This is a genomic window from Saccharopolyspora sp. ASAGF58 (assembly GCF_012277335.1).
In the GTDB taxonomy this organism is placed as follows: Bacteria; Actinomycetota; Actinomycetes; order Mycobacteriales; family Pseudonocardiaceae; genus Saccharopolyspora; species Saccharopolyspora hattusasensis.
Map to the genome: position 1 here is coordinate 3074634 of NZ_CP040605.1, position 16961 is coordinate 3091594.

At 69.5% G+C, this 16961-nt stretch carries 13 protein-coding genes; 8 read left to right on the plus strand and 5 right to left on the minus strand.

What is annotated here, in order from left to right; all coding sequences use genetic code 11:
• The 4 genes from FDZ84_RS14535 to FDZ84_RS14550 all read right to left on the minus strand — a co-directional run bounded on the left by FDZ84_RS14535 (position 1) and on the right by FDZ84_RS14550 (position 4145).
• A complete protein-coding gene (locus FDZ84_RS14535) occupies positions 1–801 on the minus strand; it encodes an ABC transporter permease (RefSeq protein WP_168586339.1) in 801 nt (266 codons plus the stop codon).
• On the minus strand, positions 798–1565 hold the full coding sequence (locus tag FDZ84_RS14540) for an ABC transporter permease (RefSeq protein ID WP_168586340.1): 768 nt from the start codon (positions 1563–1565) through the stop codon (positions 798–800). The genes FDZ84_RS14535 and FDZ84_RS14540 overlap by 4 nt, the downstream gene beginning before the upstream one ends.
• A 9-nt stretch (positions 1566–1574) precedes the next feature.
• On the minus strand, positions 1575–2588 hold the full coding sequence (locus FDZ84_RS14545; RefSeq protein ID WP_246869015.1) for an ABC transporter substrate-binding protein: 1014 nt from the start codon (positions 2586–2588) through the stop codon (positions 1575–1577).
• A gap of 537 nt (positions 2589–3125) precedes the next feature.
• Positions 3126–4145: an ABC transporter substrate-binding protein gene (locus tag FDZ84_RS14550; RefSeq protein WP_168586341.1), complete on the minus strand. Its 1020-nt coding sequence runs from the start codon at positions 4143–4145 to the stop codon at positions 3126–3128.
• Between the two features lie 620 nt (positions 4146–4765).
• Here FDZ84_RS14550 and FDZ84_RS14555 point away from each other — a divergent pair.
• From FDZ84_RS14555 to FDZ84_RS14570, 4 genes are read left to right on the plus strand one after another with little or no spacing between them, the layout of a single operon-like run.
• Positions 4766–7990: a sensor histidine kinase gene (locus FDZ84_RS14555; RefSeq protein WP_246869016.1), complete on the plus strand. Its 3225-nt coding sequence runs from the start codon at positions 4766–4768 to the stop codon at positions 7988–7990.
• Entirely contained in the window at positions 7987–8418 is a 432-nt protein-coding gene (locus FDZ84_RS14560) for a roadblock/LC7 domain-containing protein (protein ID WP_168586342.1), read from the plus strand. The genes FDZ84_RS14555 and FDZ84_RS14560 overlap by 4 nt, the downstream gene beginning before the upstream one ends.
• Before the next feature lie 32 nt (positions 8419–8450).
• Positions 8451–9197, plus strand: coding sequence for a DUF742 domain-containing protein (locus tag FDZ84_RS14565; protein ID WP_168586343.1), 747 nt, complete (start codon positions 8451–8453; stop codon positions 9195–9197).
• Positions 9178–9774 (plus strand): ATP/GTP-binding protein, encoded by a 597-nt coding sequence (locus FDZ84_RS14570; RefSeq protein ID WP_168586344.1) that lies wholly within the window; start codon positions 9178–9180, stop codon positions 9772–9774. Before FDZ84_RS14565 ends, FDZ84_RS14570 begins: the two co-directional genes overlap by 20 nt.
• A 652-nt stretch (positions 9775–10426) precedes the next feature.
• On the opposite strand, the gene FDZ84_RS14575 is transcribed toward FDZ84_RS14570, so the two are convergent.
• Positions 10427–12679, minus strand: coding sequence for a helicase-associated domain-containing protein (locus FDZ84_RS14575; protein WP_168586345.1), 2253 nt, complete (start codon positions 12677–12679; stop codon positions 10427–10429).
• 348 nt (positions 12680–13027) lie between these two features.
• Here FDZ84_RS14575 and FDZ84_RS14580 point away from each other — a divergent pair, with 348 nt between their 5' ends.
• The 4 genes from FDZ84_RS14580 to FDZ84_RS14595 all read left to right on the plus strand — a co-directional run bounded on the left by FDZ84_RS14580 (position 13028) and on the right by FDZ84_RS14595 (position 16849).
• A complete protein-coding gene (locus tag FDZ84_RS14580; RefSeq protein WP_190819033.1) occupies positions 13028–13231 on the plus strand; it encodes a hypothetical protein in 204 nt (67 codons plus the stop codon).
• A 213-nt stretch (positions 13232–13444) separates the two neighbouring features.
• Positions 13445–14899 (plus strand): NAD-dependent malic enzyme, encoded by a 1455-nt coding sequence (locus FDZ84_RS14585; protein WP_168586347.1) that lies wholly within the window; start codon positions 13445–13447, stop codon positions 14897–14899.
• A gap of 132 nt (positions 14900–15031) precedes the next feature.
• Positions 15032–15511 carry a cyclic pyranopterin monophosphate synthase MoaC gene (gene moaC / locus FDZ84_RS14590; protein WP_168586348.1) on the plus strand — a complete coding sequence of 160 codons (480 nt, stop codon included), beginning with the start codon at positions 15032–15034 and terminating at the stop codon, positions 15509–15511.
• A gap of 423 nt (positions 15512–15934) precedes the next feature.
• Positions 15935–16849: a molybdenum cofactor biosynthesis protein MoaE gene (locus FDZ84_RS14595; RefSeq protein WP_168586349.1), complete on the plus strand. Its 915-nt coding sequence runs from the start codon at positions 15935–15937 to the stop codon at positions 16847–16849.
• Positions 16850–16961: the final 112 nt, after the last annotated feature.

Here is a 16961-nt window from a genome sequence, read left to right on the forward strand (position 1 = left end):
TCAGCCTCCGACTACTTGGTGCGCCTGCGGCGGTTGCCAGCTCAGCGCGCGGCGCTCCACCACGAGCAGCAGGGTGTTGAGGACGTATCCGAGGATGCCCAGCAGCACGATGCCCGCCCACATGGCGGGGAAGTCGAACTGCCGCTGGTCGAAGACCAGCCGGTAGCCGATGCCGTCGGTGGAGCCGACGAGTTCGGAGACGACCATCAGCACCAGCGCCAGCGACAGGCTCACCCGCAGTCCGGCGAAGATCTTCGGTGTCGCCGCGGGCAGCACCACCCCGAACACCCAGTGCGAGCGGGGGATGCGGAACGACCGGATGGTGTCCACCTTGACCTGGTCCACGGAGCGGACGCCGTCGACGGTGTTCAGCAGGATCGGCCAAATCACGCCGAAGACGATCACGGTGATCTGCATCTGCGCGCCGATGCCCAGCAGCACCAGGAAGACCGGCACCAGCACCGGCGGCGGGATGGCCCGCATGAACGCCATCAGCGGTCCGAAGTAGTCCAGCGCGGTGCGGGACCGGCCGAGGAGGGTGCCGAGCGCGACGCCGAGCACCACCGCGATGAGCCAGCCCACGGCGATCCGCCCGAGGCTGGCCAGCATGTCCGAGAAAGCCTCGTCGGTCAGGAACAGCGACGAAGCCGGTCCGCTGAACCACTTCTCCACCGCGGTGCCGACGATCTGCGTCGGGGGCGGGAAGAACGCGCTCTGCGCGACGCGGGTGAGCAGTTCCCACACCACGATCGCGATGATGAAGACCACCCAGCGCTGCAGGAATCCGCGCATCCTGATCATGCCGCCTCCCGATCGACCGCGCTCCACCGGAAGCCGCGCTTGTGCACCAGTTCCAGTGCCTCGTTGATGAGGTAGCCGACGATCCCGGCGACCAGCGTGCCCGCCAGCACCAGGTCCATCCGGCCCGCGCCGGTGCTCGCGCCGAGCACGAAGGTGCCGAGGCCGCTGGCGCCGCCGGCCAGGAACTCGGTGCTGACCACCAGGATCAGCGCCACCGCAGCGGACATCCGGATGCCGGTGAGCACGAACGGCGCCGCGTTCGGCAGCGCCACGGTGAACATCACCCGACCGCGGCCCAACCCGAAGGAGCGCGCGGTATCCACCATGACCGGGTCGATCTCGTCCAGCGCGTAGATGGTGTTGAACAGGATCGGCCACACCGAGGCGTACACCGCGAGCGTGATCTTGGTTTCCGGACCAGCTCCGACCAGCACGATTGCCAGCGGGATCAGCGCCACCGAAGGGATCGGCCGGAGGAACTCGATGATCGCCCGGGTGGCCACCCGGACCCAGCGGACGCTGCCGAGCAGCAGCCCGGCGGGCACCGCGATGGCGATCGAGATGCTCAGCGCGATCGCCCACGCCAGCACGGTGGCGATCAGGTCGAGCAGGAAGGAGCGGTCGCCGAGCAGTTCGGCGAACTGGGCGAGCACTGTGGACGGTGGTGGGAAGTATTGCTGGGGGACGATTCCTGATCGGCTGAAGGCTTCCCACACGATGAGGAAGCCCAGCAGACCGACCAATCCCCGGAGTGTTCTGGTCATTTCCCCGAGTCAGCTCTGCGGCGGAGCAACGATCATGCTCGCCACGTCGACGTCGTTGCGGATATAGCCGAATTCCAGCATCAGACGCGGAATCCGCTGGAGGCGGGTTGCGTCGGCGCGGGAGTTCATCTTCAGCAGGGTGATGATCGCCGCGGTCTCCTTGTCGATCTTGGCGAATTGCGGCAGCAGCGGCTCGATCTTGCTGCGGTCCTGGGCCTCGGCCACCGCGCTGTCCATGGCCCGCTGGAAAGCTGCCACGGTCTTCGGGTTCTCGTCGGCGAACTTGGCGGTCGAGACGTAGCCGCCCAGCGGCAGGTCCTCCAGCGGACCGGTCGCGGTGTCCACCACCGGGATGGCGCCGGCGTCGCGGGCGGAGAGCGTCAGGAATGGTTCGACGACGAACGCCGCGTCGGCCTGGTCGGTCTTCAGCGCGTTGGGCATGTTGGGGAAGCCGAGCGGCATCCACTGGACCTTGCTGTAGTCCACGCCGTTGGCCTTCATCGAGGCCTTCACCATCAGCTCGGAGATGGTCCCGGCGCCGCTGATCGCGATCTTCTTCCCCGCGAGGTCCTGCGGGCTGTGCACGCCGCCGGCCGGCGAAGCCATGATCATGCAGGTGTTCGGCGTGCTCGACGCGCAGTCCGCGACGATCTTCAGTTTGGTGCCACCCTTGGCCTGGGCGGCGAATATGGGCACGTAGCTGCTGAAGGTGATGTCGTAGTCGCCGCCGATGGTGCTGGTCAGCGCGGTGCCGCCGTCTGGCGCGTTGATGATCTCGACGGTGAGGCCCTCGCGCTGGAAGTGGCCGCTGCGCACCGCCAGGTGCAGCGGTGCGAGTTCGCTGGTGGGCAGCCCGCCGATCCGCAGGTTCGCCTTCTCGACCTGGGCGTTGCCGCCCTGCCTGTCCTCCGATCCACCTAGGAGTCCGCAACCGCTGGTGCCCATCAGGGCGCCTGCCGTGACCATCCCGCCGGCCAGTTTCAACAGACCTCGGCGGGGAAGGGCGCGGGGACGGGGACTCATGTGGATCCTCCTGGCATCGGGGTGCGTGCGGGTGCGCGTTTTCCGTTGTGCCGTGCGCCGGGAGCGGAGTGCGGGTCGTGCGATGGCGGCCGTCGCGGGTCGTGCCTGCGGGTGGACGGCGTCGTCGCGGTGTTGACCCGGGAGGACTAGCGGCGGACTAGCGGGGCGTGCAACGACGCCGGGCCGGTGGTGCGGGGACTCGGCGGCGCTGCGTCTTTCCTCCCGGTGCGGTGGCGGGGTTTGGTGCCCCCGAACTGTAGAAGCTCGGATCACACGCGACAACCAGGCGTAAATAGCTCGTTGCCACTCGTCCCACGATGAGCCGCGTGATTCACGACACGCGGACCAATGTCCGGACAGAATCGTGACGGAGAGTCGAATTCTGCTGGACAATTCGAGGGAACACCGAATGTCGTCTGCACCAGCGCGCCGGTGCCATGCCCGAGCGGGACCGCGAGTCCTCCGGGTATGGCGACCCCAGGGGATCACGGAGTATGGCGACCCCAGGGGATCGCGGCCTCGTGATCAGCGGAAACGTCAGGCCTGTGGCGGGGCCACGATCATGCTCGCGACGTCGATGTCGGTGTTGATGAACCCGAACTCCTTCATCAGGCGCGGCACCCGCTGCAACCGGGTGGCGTCGGCCCGGGAGTTGAACTTCAGCAGCGTGATGATCGCCGCGGTCTCCTTGTCGATCTTGGCGAACTCCGGCAGCAGCGGCTCGATCTTGCTGCGGTCCTGCGCCTCGGCGACGGCGCGGTCCATTACCCGTTGGAACGCCGCGATGGTCTTGGGGTGCTCCTCGCAGAACTTCGCGGTCGCCCCGTAGCCGGTCAGCGGCAGGTCCTCCAGCGGTCCGGTGGCGGTGTCGACGACCGGCACCGCGCCGCCGTCGCGGGCGGCCAGGGTGAGGAACGGCTCGGTGACGATCGCGGCGTCGACCCGGCGCTGCTGCAGCGCGGCGGGCATGGTGATGAACGGGGTCGGCGAGAGCTTCACCTTGGAGTAGTTCACGCCGTAGGCGTTCAGGGTGGCCTTGACCAGCAGTTCGGTGATGGTGTTGGGGCCGCTGATGGCGATCGTCTTGCCTTCGAGGTCCTGCGGGGTACGCACCCCGGAGTTCGGCGAGGTCATGATCATCGTGGCGTTCGGCGCGGCCGCCGCGCAGTCCGCGACGATCTTCAGCAACGCCGCACCGCTGGCCTGGGCGGCGAAGAACGGCACGTAGCTGCTGTAGGTGATGTCGTAGTCGCCGCCGATGGTGCTGTTCAGCGCGGCGCTGCCGTCCGGGGCGTTGACGATCTCGATGGTCAGGCCCTCCTGCTGGAAGTAGCCGTTGCGGACGGCCAGGTGCAGTGGGGCCAGGTCGTTGATCGGCAGCGCGCCGACGCGCAGGTTCGCCTTCTCCACCTGGCCGTTGCCGCCGCTTTCCGCCTGCGAGCCACCGAGGAGCCCGCAGCCGCTCGTGCCCAGCAGCGCACCGGCGGTGACGGCACCACCTGCGAGCTTGAATAGACTCCTGCGGGGCAGGCAGCGGTGGGCGAGGGCGGGGCTCATCTGTTCCTCCTTGCATTGGGTGCGACGTGGAACGGTGGGCTGCGGCGGAGGTGTGTCTGTGGCGCAGCCGTGCCGATGACGGCGCAGGTGTACCCCGCGAGCGGTACGGGAGATGCGCTGATGCGCTGTGGACTGAGCCACGAGCAGGGAAGGGCCCTCGTCGGCCACACGCGCCGCGGCGTCTCGACCCTTGTACGAAGTTCTGCGTCTTCCGTGGTGCGGCGGGGTGCGGGTGCCCCTGAACTGTAGAACGTTGAACAAAACCCGACAACTAGGTGTAACTAGGTAGAGGTCACACGGATGGCCCAGTGTTGTCCATGCCACCCTATGGGGTGGTGAACTCTAGTGTTGGGGGCCTGACTTGTGACGCCCGGTTAAGTATAGTCTCGCCCGTCGAGGTGACTTGGCCTCTGCTTCGGGGGATGCACGTTGTGACCAGGGAGTGTGATGGCAAGCCCGGCTGACAGAGTCAGGGTCTGCGGGGGCACGGTGCGAGTCGTGGGACCGTCGACCCGCTCGTGGGTACCTGGCGCCGCCGCGTCGGATCGCGGGCACGTTCCCGACACGATGATCAGCACTGCCGCAGCCTGGAGAGGCAACTAGCCGTGGCGGTGTCGCACATGTCCGCCGCAGCGCAGGAAACAGGGATGCTCAACAACGACCCCGCTACCGGAACCGGCGCGGCCACCGAACCGGCTGCCGGTCGGTCCAAGACGTGGTGGCTGCGCAACTGGCGCCTCCGGTACAAGATGGCCGCCGTCCTGCTCGTCCCGACCCTGGCCGCGCTCGGTGTCGGCGGAATCCGGGTCTACGACGGCCTCGCCACCCAGTCGCGGCTGAACACCATCGTCGAGCAGGTCGAACTCGGCGAGCAGGCCGCGAACCTGACCCACGAGCTGCAGCGCGAACGCGACTTCGCGATCGTCTTCACCACCGCCAACGGCGGCAGCGCGGGCACCGACTACGTCGCGCAGAGCCAACGGGTCGACACGGCGGTGCAGCAGCTGCACGGCTTCGACCAGCAGGTCGCGACCTTCTCGCCGGAGGTCCGCGACGCCTACGAGCGCGCAGTCAACCGCCTCGGCAGCCTCGGCGCCCTGCGCGCCACCATCAACAACCGCTTCACCGGCCCGCAGACGCTGGTCGCCTACAACTCGGTGCTCGAAGAGCTGCTGCAGATCAACCGGATGGTCGCCACCTCCGCGGTCAACACGCAGGTCAGCCAGACCGCCCGGGCCGCCGAAGCGCTCGGCCGGGCCAAGGAACAGCTCGCCCAGCAGCGCTCGATCCTGCTCAGTGCCGGGATGCTCAACGGTTTCCTCACCGGGCAGGCCGACGCGGTCCGCGCCGCCAACGCGCGCTACGAGGCCGCTTTCGCGGAGTTCGAGACCGCCGCCACCCCGGAGCAGCGCGCCCTCTTCGCGTCGCGCGTCGCCGGTGCCGAGGTGGACGATTCGGAGCAAGTCGAGCAGGCCGCGCTGATCGCGGCCGACCGCAAGGAAGCGGTGCGCATCAACCCCCTCGAGTGGGGCACCCAGTCGGGCAAACGCACCGACCTGGTCCGCTCGGTGGAGGAGTCGCTGCTCACCGGCTTCCACGACGACGCAGAGGCACTCGCCGACTCCGCCTGGTGGTCGCTGATCCGCGACTCCGCGCTGCTGTTGCTGCTGCTGGTGGTCGCCTTCGGCGTCGCGGCCTACATCGCGCGCTCGATGCTGCGCCCGCTGCGCATCCTCCGCTACGGGGCCCTGGAGATCGCGCAGAAGGGCCTTCCGGAAGCGATCAGCAAGGTCAACGAGAACCCGGGCAGCGCCAACCAGATCACGGTGCAGCCGGTGCCGGTGCACTCCGGCGAGGAGATCGGGCAGGTGGCCCGCACCTTCGACGCGGTGCACCAGCAGGCGCTGCGGCTGGCCGCCGAGCAGGCGCTGCTGCGCAACAACGTCAACGACCTGTTCGTCAACCTGGCGCGCCGCAGCCAGACCCTGGTGCAGCGGCAGCTGGCCCTCATTGACCGGCTGGAGCAGGACGAGCAGGACCCGGACCAGCTGAGCAGCCTGTTCGAGCTGGACCACCTGGCCACCCGCATGCGCCGGAACAACGAGAACCTGCTGATCCTCGGCGGCACCGACCTGACCCGCCGGATGATGCGGCCGGTGCCGCTCAACGAGGTCCTCGGCGCGGCGGTGTCCGAAGTGGAGCAGTACGCGCGGATCGCCGTGGTCGACGCGCCCGACCTGGCCATCCAGGGCCGGGTCGTCAACGACTTCGTGCACCTGGTCGCCGAGCTGCTGGAGAACGCGACGGTCTTCTCCAATCCGGACACCGAGGTCACCGTCCGCACCGCCTACCGCAGGCAGGAACTCGTAATCGAGATCCGGGACCGCGGCGTGGGCATCGACGCCAGCGAGATCGACGAGATCAACGACCGGCTCACCCGGCCGCCGGAGATCGACGTCGCCGTGTCCCGCCGGATGGGCCTGTTCGTGGTCGGGCAGCTGGCCCGGCGCCACGACATCCGGGTCGAGCTGCACAACAACGACAACTTGGAAGGCGGCGTCACCGCGACGGTGCACCTGGCCGGCGAGTTCGTCGTCCAGCTGACGCCGGACGGCCCGCGGCCGATGCCCGACGTGCCGCGCGCCGCGCTCGCCGAGGAACGGCGCGAAGCGTTCAGCGAGACCGGCACGCACCTCGGCCTGGCCGCCGCGTTCGGCGGTCGCGCCGCCACGAGCCCCGACCGCGGCGTCGACCAGCCCACCGAGCGCGCACCGCTGCCGTCACTGGTCGGCATCGAGCAGGCCACCGCGTTCACCCCGCAACTCCAGCAGGAAGAACCGGAAGTCGAGGACACCGAGCTGTCGACCCAGTACTCGGTGACCGTTTCCAACGGCGATTCGTTCGGCGCCACAGACGTTCCGGAGTGGGAGGATGTGTCGAAGGCGCCCGCGGACGACGAGGTCCGAGCCGACGAGTGGCCGAGCGAGGAGACCGCCGGGAACCACTTCTCGGACGAGTTCGAAGGGCAGTGCGGGGCACCGGGAGAGCTCGTCGGGTCGGCGGACCTCTTCCGCAGCCCGTTCGAGGCAGCGAAGACCGCTTCGATGGAGTTCCCGGCCGGGCCGGAAGGGGCCGGACACAACGGCTTTGGACTGAACGGATCCGGGTCGGACGGTGGCCTCTTCGGCACCGCGGACTCCGAGGGCGCCGCGAACAACGGAACCCGGCAGGACCCGGCGTCGGAAGCCTGGGCGCAAGGGGAAGGCCCGGTCGAGGGCACCGACGGCCGATCGCCGGCGTTCGCCGACGATGAGCCGGAGGGGGCCGCCTGGGACATGGACGATGCGCCGACCCAACGACTGCCGATCTACGAAGCCGTGCTTTCGCAGTGGTTCCGCGAGTCCGATGTGGACGATGCCCCGGCCGCGCCGGCCACCCCGGCGGCGGCCGAAGCGCCGATCGAGCCTAGGCGACTGACCGAACAACTGCGCATCCCGGAAGAGCCCGTCGTCGACGAGGTGCCGCGCACCATGACACCGGATCCCGGCTGGGGCACGGCCGACGACGGCTGGCGGGCCGCCGAGGCGCTGCTGCAGACCCAGCAGGTCCAGGAAACCACCGCGGCCGGTCTGCCCAAGCGCGTGCCCAAGACGAACCTGGTGCCCGGCTCGGCCGCCCCGCAGCCCCCCCGCCGCAAACCCGCCGCCACCCGCTCGGCAGACGCCGTCCGCGGGCGGATGGCGAACTTCCAGCAGGGTGTCAAACGGGGTAGGCATTCCAAGGCCGAACCGGTTTCCAGTGAACCACCCCGCTCGAATCCGAGCCGTCCCGAGGAGCAGGAGTGAACGGGTCCGTGCAGCAACCGACGAGCAGCAACAGCTTCAGCTGGCTGATCACCGACTTCGTGCGTCGCGTCCCCGGCGTGGCGCACTCGGTCGTGGTGTCCGCCGATGGCCTGCTGCTCGCTGGGTCCCAGGGTTTGCCGCGGGACCGCGCCGAGCAACTGTCCGCGGTGGCCTCCGGGCTGGTCAGCCTCACCCAGGGCGCCGCGCGTTGTTTCGAAGCCGGTGAGGTCACGCAGACCGTCGTGGAGATGGAGCAGGGCTACCTGTTCCTGATGTCCATCAGCGACGGTTCCTGCTTGGCGGTGCTGGCCGCGCCGAACGCCGACATCGGTTTGGTCGCCTACGAGATGACCTTGCTGGTGGAGCGGGTCGGAAAACAGCTCACCCCGGAACTGCGGGCGCAGCTGCAGGGCTTGGGGCGTCGGTGAGTTCGGCTGGGGAACGCTGAGGGGAGTTCGCCATGAACACCGGTTCCGAGCCCAGCTGGGACGGAGACCTCTTCCGCCTCTACAACAAGCGGCTGAGCGCCGAGTCCTGGCAGGACGACTTCGTCGACAACGACGGTTCGGCCGGCCACGGATCGGAGTCGATGGGCGGCTACGACCGGGCGCTGTTCGGCGGCCCGGGCGCGGACCTGTTCGGCTCCAGCTACGACTCGGTGCCCGAGGTTGCCGCCGGTCCCCGGCCGAACGACAGCGGCCCGCCGTCGGTGTCGATGCCGTCGATCTCACAGTCGATGTCGCCGATTTCCCAGTCGATGCCGTCGATCTCGCAGTCGATGCCGCCGATTTCCCAGTCCATGCCGTCGATCTCCGGATCGATGCCGGCGATCCCCAGCATCGACCAGCCGGAGTCCGACAGCCTCGACGGCGGTTCCCTGGTGCGGCCCTACGCCCGCACGCGCGGGCGCACCCGCACCGATTATGATCTTGCTATCGAAACGCTGGTGACCACCAGCGAACGCGGTCGCTCCCAGGCGACCCAGACCAGGGCCGAGCACCGCTCGATCTCCGAGCTGTGCCTGGAGGCCCGCTCGGTGGCCGAGGTGGCCGCGCACCTGCGCCTCCCGCTGGGGGTCGTCCGGGTGCTGATCGGCGACATGGCCGACACCGGTCTGGTTCTGATTCACGACAGTGGCATGGTCGTCGGTGGCCGGCCGTCCATGGAGTTCTTGGAAAGGGTGCTCAGTGGGCTTCGCAGGCTCTGATCCCCGATCGAATGCGGCCGGCCAGAAGACCTCGACGAAGATCGTGGTAGCCGGTGGTTTCGGTGTCGGGAAGACGACTTTCGTCGGCTCGGTGTCCGAGATCGTGCCGTTGACCACCGAGGCGGTCATGACCGAGGCCAGCGTCGGGGTCGACGACCTCAGCGCGACGCCGGACAAGGTCACCACCACGGTCGCGATGGACTTCGGCCGGGTCTCGCTGGACTCGGACGTGATTCTGTACCTGTTCGGCACCCCGGGCCAGCACCGGTTCTGGTTCATGTGGGACGACCTGGTGCGCGGCGCGATCGGCGCGGTGGTGCTGGTCGACACCCGGCGGCTGGCGGACGCGTTCGCCTCGATCGACTTCTTCGACGACCGGGGCCTGCCGTACATCATCGCGGTGAACACCTTCGACGGCGTGCTGCACCACGACCAGGAGGACATCCGCGAGGCGCTGACCATCGCCGCCTCGGTCCCGATGATCACGGTGGACGCCCGGAACCGCGAGTCCACCAAGCAGGCCCTGATCGCCCTGGTCGAACACGCAATGCGCCAACGCATGGCCACGACGCTTTGAGGCCGGATTTCCAGGTCCCTTCGTAGCGGTGCAGGTGGCACCCTGCCCTGACGCGGCCAAGATGGTCCACAGTGGCCAGTCCCTGGATTTCGGCGCTAACGTGCGTTTCTCGGCGAAACTGCGAAAGCAAGGTTTCCTGCTGCTGGATGCCAGTGAGCGTTTCTCGGGGGTATGACGCTTGTTCGGGGTCTCGCAGCCTGGAGTTCCCGCTGGCGGCCCAACGGGAGCGATCCAGCGCTGCCTCGAAAACTGCGTTGTGGAGTCGCAATCCTGCCGTGGAGCACGCCGTTCCGTCGCTTCGATGTAGTCGTGGAGGACCTTCCGGGAGCGGACGAGCGTGTTGATGTGTTCGTCTAGCCCGCGCAGGCGTGCTCGCAGGGCGTCCAGGAGTTCCGGGCAGGGTTCGAAGTCGGGTGCGGATCCGGTGACGCTGGGCTGCAGGTATCCGATTTCCTGGGTCGACAGTCCGGCTTCGAGCCGCTTCCTGATCTGGATCATGGTCGGGACGGCATCGTCGAGGTACTCGCGGTAGCCGTTGGCGCCGGGTCTTGGCTCCAGCAGGCTGGCGCCGACACCAGCGTGACGGCGCTCCGGGGGTGGAGGCGGGCCCCGGACCTGCGGAGCGTGAAGCTTACGGCCTAGTGCCGGGCGGTCAGTCCTCGACGAGTGCGACGGACATGATCCGGTGCAGCGGGAAGTTGCCCAGCTCCTCGCTGCTGGTGTCGAAGCCCTGCAGGATTCCGCCGCCGACGCTCACCGGACGCACCACGCGCTGGCTCCGCACTCCGTGCGTGTCGACGAACCCCAGCCACACGCTCCGGCGCTGCCGCGCCGCGTCGCGCAGCAGCTGCAGCGTCGCCTCGGCGCTCGGCCGCCCGCGCTCGGGGCTCACGGCGCTGCCGCGCCGCGCCGCCCCCGCCCGGTCGCCGGCTCGCAGCTGCGCTACGAGCTCGCCGAGCTGCTCCGGGCTCGGCGCGGCGATCGCAACCGGCTGCGCCGGGCGGCTCTTGCCGCGCACTCGCCGACCGCTCTCCCGGAGGTCGAGCACGTTGCCGTCGGGGCCTTCGGCCACCGGGGCGAATCCGGCGACGCGGAGGACGGCGACGACGTCGGCCAGTGGCAGGGGGCTGACCAGGACGGTTGGGGCGATGCGGCGGAGTTCGAGTTCTTCGCTCCCGGGTTTGGCCAGGATTTCGGCCAGCAGCAGCGGATCGTCGCAGCGCAGGAAGGCTGCGGCGGTGCCCGCGCGGAGCCGGCCGTGACGGCGGGCGACGTCGTCGATGAGGTAGGTCAGCGACTGCGGGATCGGGGTGCGGGAGCGGGTGCGGAACAGCGAGTGCAGGTCGTCGGCGGTGTGGCCGGCGTCGAGCGCGCGCCGGATGCTGCCTTCGCTGATCCGGTAAACCGTTGCGCTGCCCGCGGATTCGACGTCTGCGACGAGTTTCATCTCGATGGCGAGGTCGGGTTCGAGGCGGCCCGGCGCGACGACGGTGAGGTCGGCCTGCACCAGGACGTGGTCCAGTGGTTCGGGGAGCGCGTCGGCGAGTTGCCGGGCCGCCTCGGCGGCGCCGTCGACGAGCAGGACGCGTCCGGCGGTGGTCAGCGCGTGCAGCGCGACGACGCCGAGGGCGGTCGCCTCGGCGAGGGTCCAGCGCACCAGGTCGTCGCGCAGCCGTCCGCCGCGGCGCGGGGCGCGCCAGCCGAGCACGGCGGCGACGTCGTCCGGCCGGGCGCCGTGTCCGCCCGGCAGTTCGTCGAGGTAGTCGAGGATGCGGCGGCGGTCCTTCGGCGCGAGCGGCCGGCGCAGGTCTTCGGACAGCGGGTTGAGCAGCCGGTCCTTCTCGTCGCGGGCGCCGATGAGGCCCGGCAGCCGGGGCAGGTCCAGCCAGGCCTGGGCCAGGGTTGCCCAGCGCTGCCCGGGTGGGGAGGCCAGCCAGGTGTCGGACTGGATGGTGGGCACCCACTGGGGTTCCGAGCCCTCGCTGTTGGCGAGGAGGTTGGCCGCGACCGCGACCTCCACGAGCAGGCCCAGCTGGTTTTCGTCGATCTCGATGGCCTTGGCGGTGCGGCGCAGGTCGCGCACGCCGACGCCGCCGGAGCGCAGCACGTCCGGTGGTTCCTCGCCCCAGGCGGCGAGCAGCTCTTCGACGTGCCGCAGCAGCTCCAGCGCCGCGCCGCCACCGGTGTTGTCCACATTGGACTGACCGGTGCCGGTCAGGTCCGGGATCGGCTCCTCGGGCTCCACCGGGCCCATCGGGTGGTCGCCGCGCACGGCCAACGCGAGCTGGCGCGGCAGCTCGACGGTCTCGGCATCGCGCCGCAGCAGCAGCCCCTTGGCGAGCAGCCGTTGCACCGGATTGGCCGCCTGCTCCAGCGGGACATGTCTGGCGGCGTCCTTGGTACGGCCGATCGGCGCGCCTTCGGCGAGCTTGCCGACCAGCCGCCGCTCCTCCTCGTCGAGGTCGGTCAGCGCGGCCTTCGCTGCCGCCTCGGTGAGGCGCTCGGCGGGGCGCCCGAGTCCGGCGGGGAAGGTCGGGAGCGCCTCCCGCGCCGCCGTGGACACCGATAGCTCGGCGTCCTCGCCCCAGGCCAGCGCGAGGTCACGCAGCTGCGTGACGGATCGGCGGACGCGTTCGACCGTGACGTCGCGGCCGAGCAGCCCGGCGACGGCGTCCAACGGCACCGGGACGACGTCGGCGTCGAGCAGCACCAGCGCCTCGAGCGTGGCGTGGGCGAAGGAATCGAGGTCCTCGCAGGCCCGTGCGACGGACGAGCGCACTCCGACGCGTGTCGCCAGCACCGAGTTGTCGGCCGGCGGTGGGGTCGCGAGATCGGGCCGCGCGCGCAGCAGGGCGACGAGCTGTTCGTCGCTGCGTGCCCGGAGCCAATCCGCCAGTGATGACATCCTCTCCACGATACTCAGCGGCTGCGCTGCGCCGACGTTCTCCGTCGCCGCCTGGTGAGATGCATCGCACCGGACCGAGGTCCGCGCGCCGGTCCTAGTGCCGCGGCTACGAACCTTGATCGGCCTATTGATCATCACGCAGCCACCCGCCATCCGGGCCGTACGGGAGAGGTGTCGATTTCGCGCGAAATCGCCACCTGGCACGCGTGGGGAGCGGCGATTTCGCGCGAAATCGGCAGCACCCTCAACACCCGATCAACGTTGCTTGACGCGGCACTAGTTGCGCTGCGCACCCTTGGGTGAGGTCCGGGCCCGGATCCGGCAAACTGGAAGTGCACCGTAGCCGGAATGCACAGGAGGAACGACGTGGCCGGCAAGACCAAAAAGGACCGCATTGACCCGTCTTGGCCGAAGGTCTCGGACGGCGATCACCCGGTGAGCGAGTTCCTGGCCGACAAGCAGGGCGCGTTGTCGCCGTTCGGGGACACCGCTTTCCCGCTCGGGCAGGACGCCGTTTCCTACGTCCACCCGGTCACCCGAATCAACAAGTGACCCTCCTGTCAAGGGGAACCGGTCGGTAACGGGACCGGACGTCGCTCACAGTCGGGAAAGTTTTAGGCTTTTTCGTGCTGGGTGAAGTTCTGGTCGCTTAGCCGGCCCGAAGGGCTTGCATCCCGGATGGGCGATCTGCCTCCGGCGGCCCGCGGGCCGCCGGAGGACCGCACCCACCAAGTCCATAGCCGATCAGCTCGACAGGGGTGTGCCATGCCGGTTCCAGGTCCGGGTTATTCGATCACCGTTCGCGTCGAGGCCCCGCCGTCGACGACCGCTGCGGGTGACCTGACGAGCGCGGTCGGTCGCGCGGGCGGCGTCATCACGGCGTTCGACGTCGTCGAGTCGCACGCCGACCGCATCGTCGTCGACATCACCTGCAACGCGCTGTCGGCCGACCACGCCAACGACCTCGCCGAGGTCCTCGGTGCCCTGCCCGGCGTCCGGGTGCGCAAGATCTCCGACCGGACCTTCCTGGTACACCTCGGCGGCAAGATCGAGGTCAACTCGCGGGTCGCGCTCAACAACCGCGACGACCTCTCCCGCGCGTACACCCCCGGCGTGGCCCGTGTGTGCACCGCGATCGCGGACAACCCCGAGGACGCCCGCCGGCTGACCATCAAGCGCAACGCGGTCGCGGTGGTCACCGACGGTTCCGCCGTGCTCGGGCTGGGCAACATCGGCCCGGCGGCCGCGCTGCCGGTCATGGAGGGCAAGGCCGCGCTGTTCAAGAAGTTCGCCGGCGTCAACGCCTGGCCGGTCTGCCTGGACACCCAGGACACCGAGGAGATCATCCGCGCCGTCGAGCTGATGGCCCCGGTCTACGGCGGCATCAACCTGGAGGACATCGCCGCCCCGCGTTGCTTCGAGATCGAGGCCCGGCTGCGGGAGAAGCTGAACATCCCCGTCTTCCACGACGACCAGCACGGCACTGCGATCGTGGTGCTGGGCGCGCTGCGCAACGCGCTGCGCGTGGTGAACAAGGACATCACCGACTGCCGCATCGTGGTGTGCGGCGTCGGCGCCGCCGGTTCGGCCATCATCCGCCTGCTGCAGCACAAGAAACCGGCCGACATCATCGCCGTCGACATCGACGGCATCGTCCACGCCGGTCGCGGCGACAGCGACCCGAACCTGCAGTCCATCGCGGCGTCCACCAACAAGGACGGCCGCGGCGGCACGCTGTCCGACGCGGTGCGCGAGGCGGACGTGTTCATCGGCGTGTCCGCGCCGAACCTGCTCAGCGCGGACGACGTGGCGTCCATGAACTCCGACGCGATCGTGTTCGCGCTGGCCAACCCCGACCCGGAGATCGACCCGCTGGAGGCGCAGAAGCACGCCACCATCGTGGCGACCGGCCGCAGCGACTACCCGAACCAGATCAACAACGTGCTGGCCTTCCCGGGCGTGTTCCGCGGTCTGCTGGACGCGCACGCGCACAAGATCACCGACGAGATGATGCTGGCGGCGTCGAACGCGATCGCCGACGTCGCGGACGGGGAGCGGATCAACGCGTCGTTCATCGTGCCGAGCGTGTTCGACTCGGCGGTGGCCCCGGCGGTCGCGGAGGCGGTGAAGAAGGCCGCGATCGCGTCGAAGGAAGACGACCCGGCCCCGCAGGGCGGCTCTTCCCTGCCCTGGTCCATGGCCGAGGACATCGAGTACTGATCGAACGGGGCCGTGAGCTTGTTGGGCAGCTGTGACGACAAGACTCACGGCCCCGTGAACAGCTCGAACGCGCAGTCCGGGAAGCCGTGCCGCGGTGATTTCCGCAATCCCCGGCAGGTCTAGGCTCGGGGCATGGCGCAGGACGAGCTCACGCATGTCGACGAGGCGGGCGCGGCTCGCATGGTCGACGTCTCCGGAAAGCAGCCCACCGCCCGCACCGCTGTCGCGAGCGGCGTGGTGCGCACGACTGCCGAGGTGATCGCCCTGCTGCGCCGCGACGGGCTGCCGAAGGGCGACGCGATCGCCACCGCCCGGATCGCCGGGATCATGGCCGCGAAGCGGACCCCGGACCTGATCCCGCTGTGCCACCCGATCGCGATCTCCGGCGCCAAGGTTGAACTCGTGCTCGGCGAGGCCGAGGTGCGGATCACCGCGACGGTGAAGACCACCGACCGCACCGGCGTCGAGATGGAGGCGCTGACCGCGGTCGCCGGGGCGGGGCTGACGCTGCACGACATGATCAAGGCCGTCGACCCGGCCGCCGTGCTCGACGCCGTCCAGGTGGAGCGCAAGGAGGGCGGCAAGACCGGCACCTGGAACCGCGACGCCTGATCCAGGGGTCCGCGATTTCCATTGAGCGTTCTCCAGTTTCTTCTTGCGTTGCGGCGCGGGTAGCGGAACCTCAGCGGTCTTATCGGCTGTGGGACCCCAGACTTGGGTATGACCAATAAGCGGCGTCCAGGCTGTCCTCGCGAGAAGACCGCTGAGAACCCGCGGCGGTGCCGGTTGCGAGGGTGGGCCTTGCGTCTCCGGCGCATGCTCGCGTCGTAAGACTCCAAGCGTCGCGGCGCCGGATCGGCCAGCATGAAAAAGGTTCATGGAAGTCGAAGGTCTGATTTCCACTTTGAAATTGCGGGAACGGCACCGGTGCCGCGTGCCGCGGAGCGGGCGGGGTTGAGGCCGTATCGGTAGGTCACGGAGGATGGCCCCTGCGGCGGCCGATCGGACGGGGCATGAAACACACAGGAGGTCTCCATGACGAGGACAGCGCGAGTGATCGCCGCGTCCAACCGCGCCGCGGCCGGCGTTTACCCCGACCGCACCGGTCCGGTGATCGTCGAATGGCTGCGCGGGCGCGGCTACGAGACCCCTGCCCCCGTCGTGGTGCCCGACGGAGACCCGGTGGGGGAGGAGCTGCGCCGCGCGGTCGCCGACGGCGCGGACGTCGTGATCACCACCGGCGGCACCGGCATCAGCCCGACCGACCGCACGCCCGAGGTCACGGCGGCGGTGCTCGACTACCCGATCCCGGGGCTGGCCGAGGCGATCCGCTCGGCAGGCCTGCCGGAGGTCCCGACGGCGGTGCTTTCCCGTGGGCTGGCCGGGGTCAGCGGCCGGACGTTGATCGTGAACCTGCCGGGCTCGCGCGGCGGCGTCAAGGACGGGCTCGGCGTGCTGGACGGAGTCCTGGAGCACGCCGTCGACCAGCTGCACGGCGGCGATCACGCGGTGCCGAACCGCGTGGTCGCGGCGGTCCTGCGGGCCGACGTGACCGAGAAGGTGATCGACGTCGAGGGCCTTGCCCGCTCGGTGGAGCACAGTGCGGCAGGCGCGGTGGTGACCTTCGGCGGGGTGGTCCGCGACCACGACGGCGGGCGCGGCGTACGCGAGCTCGAATACGCCGGGCATCCCAGCGCGTCCGATGTGATCGCCGAGGTGGCGCAGGACATCGCGGCGCGCTTCGAGGGGGTGCGCGCCATCGCGGTGTCGCACCGCATCGGCCTGCTCAAGATCGGCGATGTGGCGCTCGGGTGCGCGGTGGCGGCGGAACACCGCAAGCAGGCGTTCAGCGCCTGTTCGGAGCTGGTCGACGAGGTCAAGCGGCGCCTGCCGATCTGGAAGCGCCAGGTCTTCGACGACAACACCGAAGAATGGGTCAACTGCCCTTGATCCTGCTGTAGGCATTCACTTCGATAGCCGACAGGCCCAGTGAGTGCAGCGCCGCTGCGCCGCGCTGATCGATCGCGGTCAGCGCGGCGGGAATCAACGCGGCGGGACGGCG

Coding starts and splice junctions, on each gene's coding strand:
- FDZ84_RS14535 (WP_168586339.1), bottom strand. CDS start 801: ATGATCAGGATGCGCGGATTCCTGCAGCGCTGGGTGGTCTTCATCATC.
- FDZ84_RS14540 (WP_168586340.1), bottom strand. CDS start 1,565: ATGACCAGAACACTCCGGGGATTGGTCGGTCTGCTGGGCTTCCTCATC.
- FDZ84_RS14545 (WP_246869015.1), bottom strand. CDS start 2,588: ATGAGTCCCCGTCCCCGCGCCCTTCCCCGCCGAGGTCTGTTGAAACTG.
- FDZ84_RS14550 (WP_168586341.1), bottom strand. CDS start 4,145: ATGAGCCCCGCCCTCGCCCACCGCTGCCTGCCCCGCAGGAGTCTATTC.
- FDZ84_RS14555 (WP_246869016.1), top strand. CDS start 4,766: ATGTCCGCCGCAGCGCAGGAAACAGGGATGCTCAACAACGACCCCGCT.
- FDZ84_RS14565 (WP_168586343.1), top strand. CDS start 8,451: ATGAACACCGGTTCCGAGCCCAGCTGGGACGGAGACCTCTTCCGCCTC.
- FDZ84_RS14575 (WP_168586345.1), bottom strand. CDS start 12,679: ATGTCATCACTGGCGGATTGGCTCCGGGCACGCAGCGACGAACAGCTC.
- FDZ84_RS14580 (WP_190819033.1), top strand. CDS start 13,028: ATGCACAGGAGGAACGACGTGGCCGGCAAGACCAAAAAGGACCGCATT.
- FDZ84_RS14585 (WP_168586347.1), top strand. CDS start 13,445: ATGCCGGTTCCAGGTCCGGGTTATTCGATCACCGTTCGCGTCGAGGCC.
- moaC (WP_168586348.1), top strand. CDS start 15,032: ATGGCGCAGGACGAGCTCACGCATGTCGACGAGGCGGGCGCGGCTCGC.
- FDZ84_RS14595 (WP_168586349.1), top strand. CDS start 15,935: ATGACGAGGACAGCGCGAGTGATCGCCGCGTCCAACCGCGCCGCGGCC.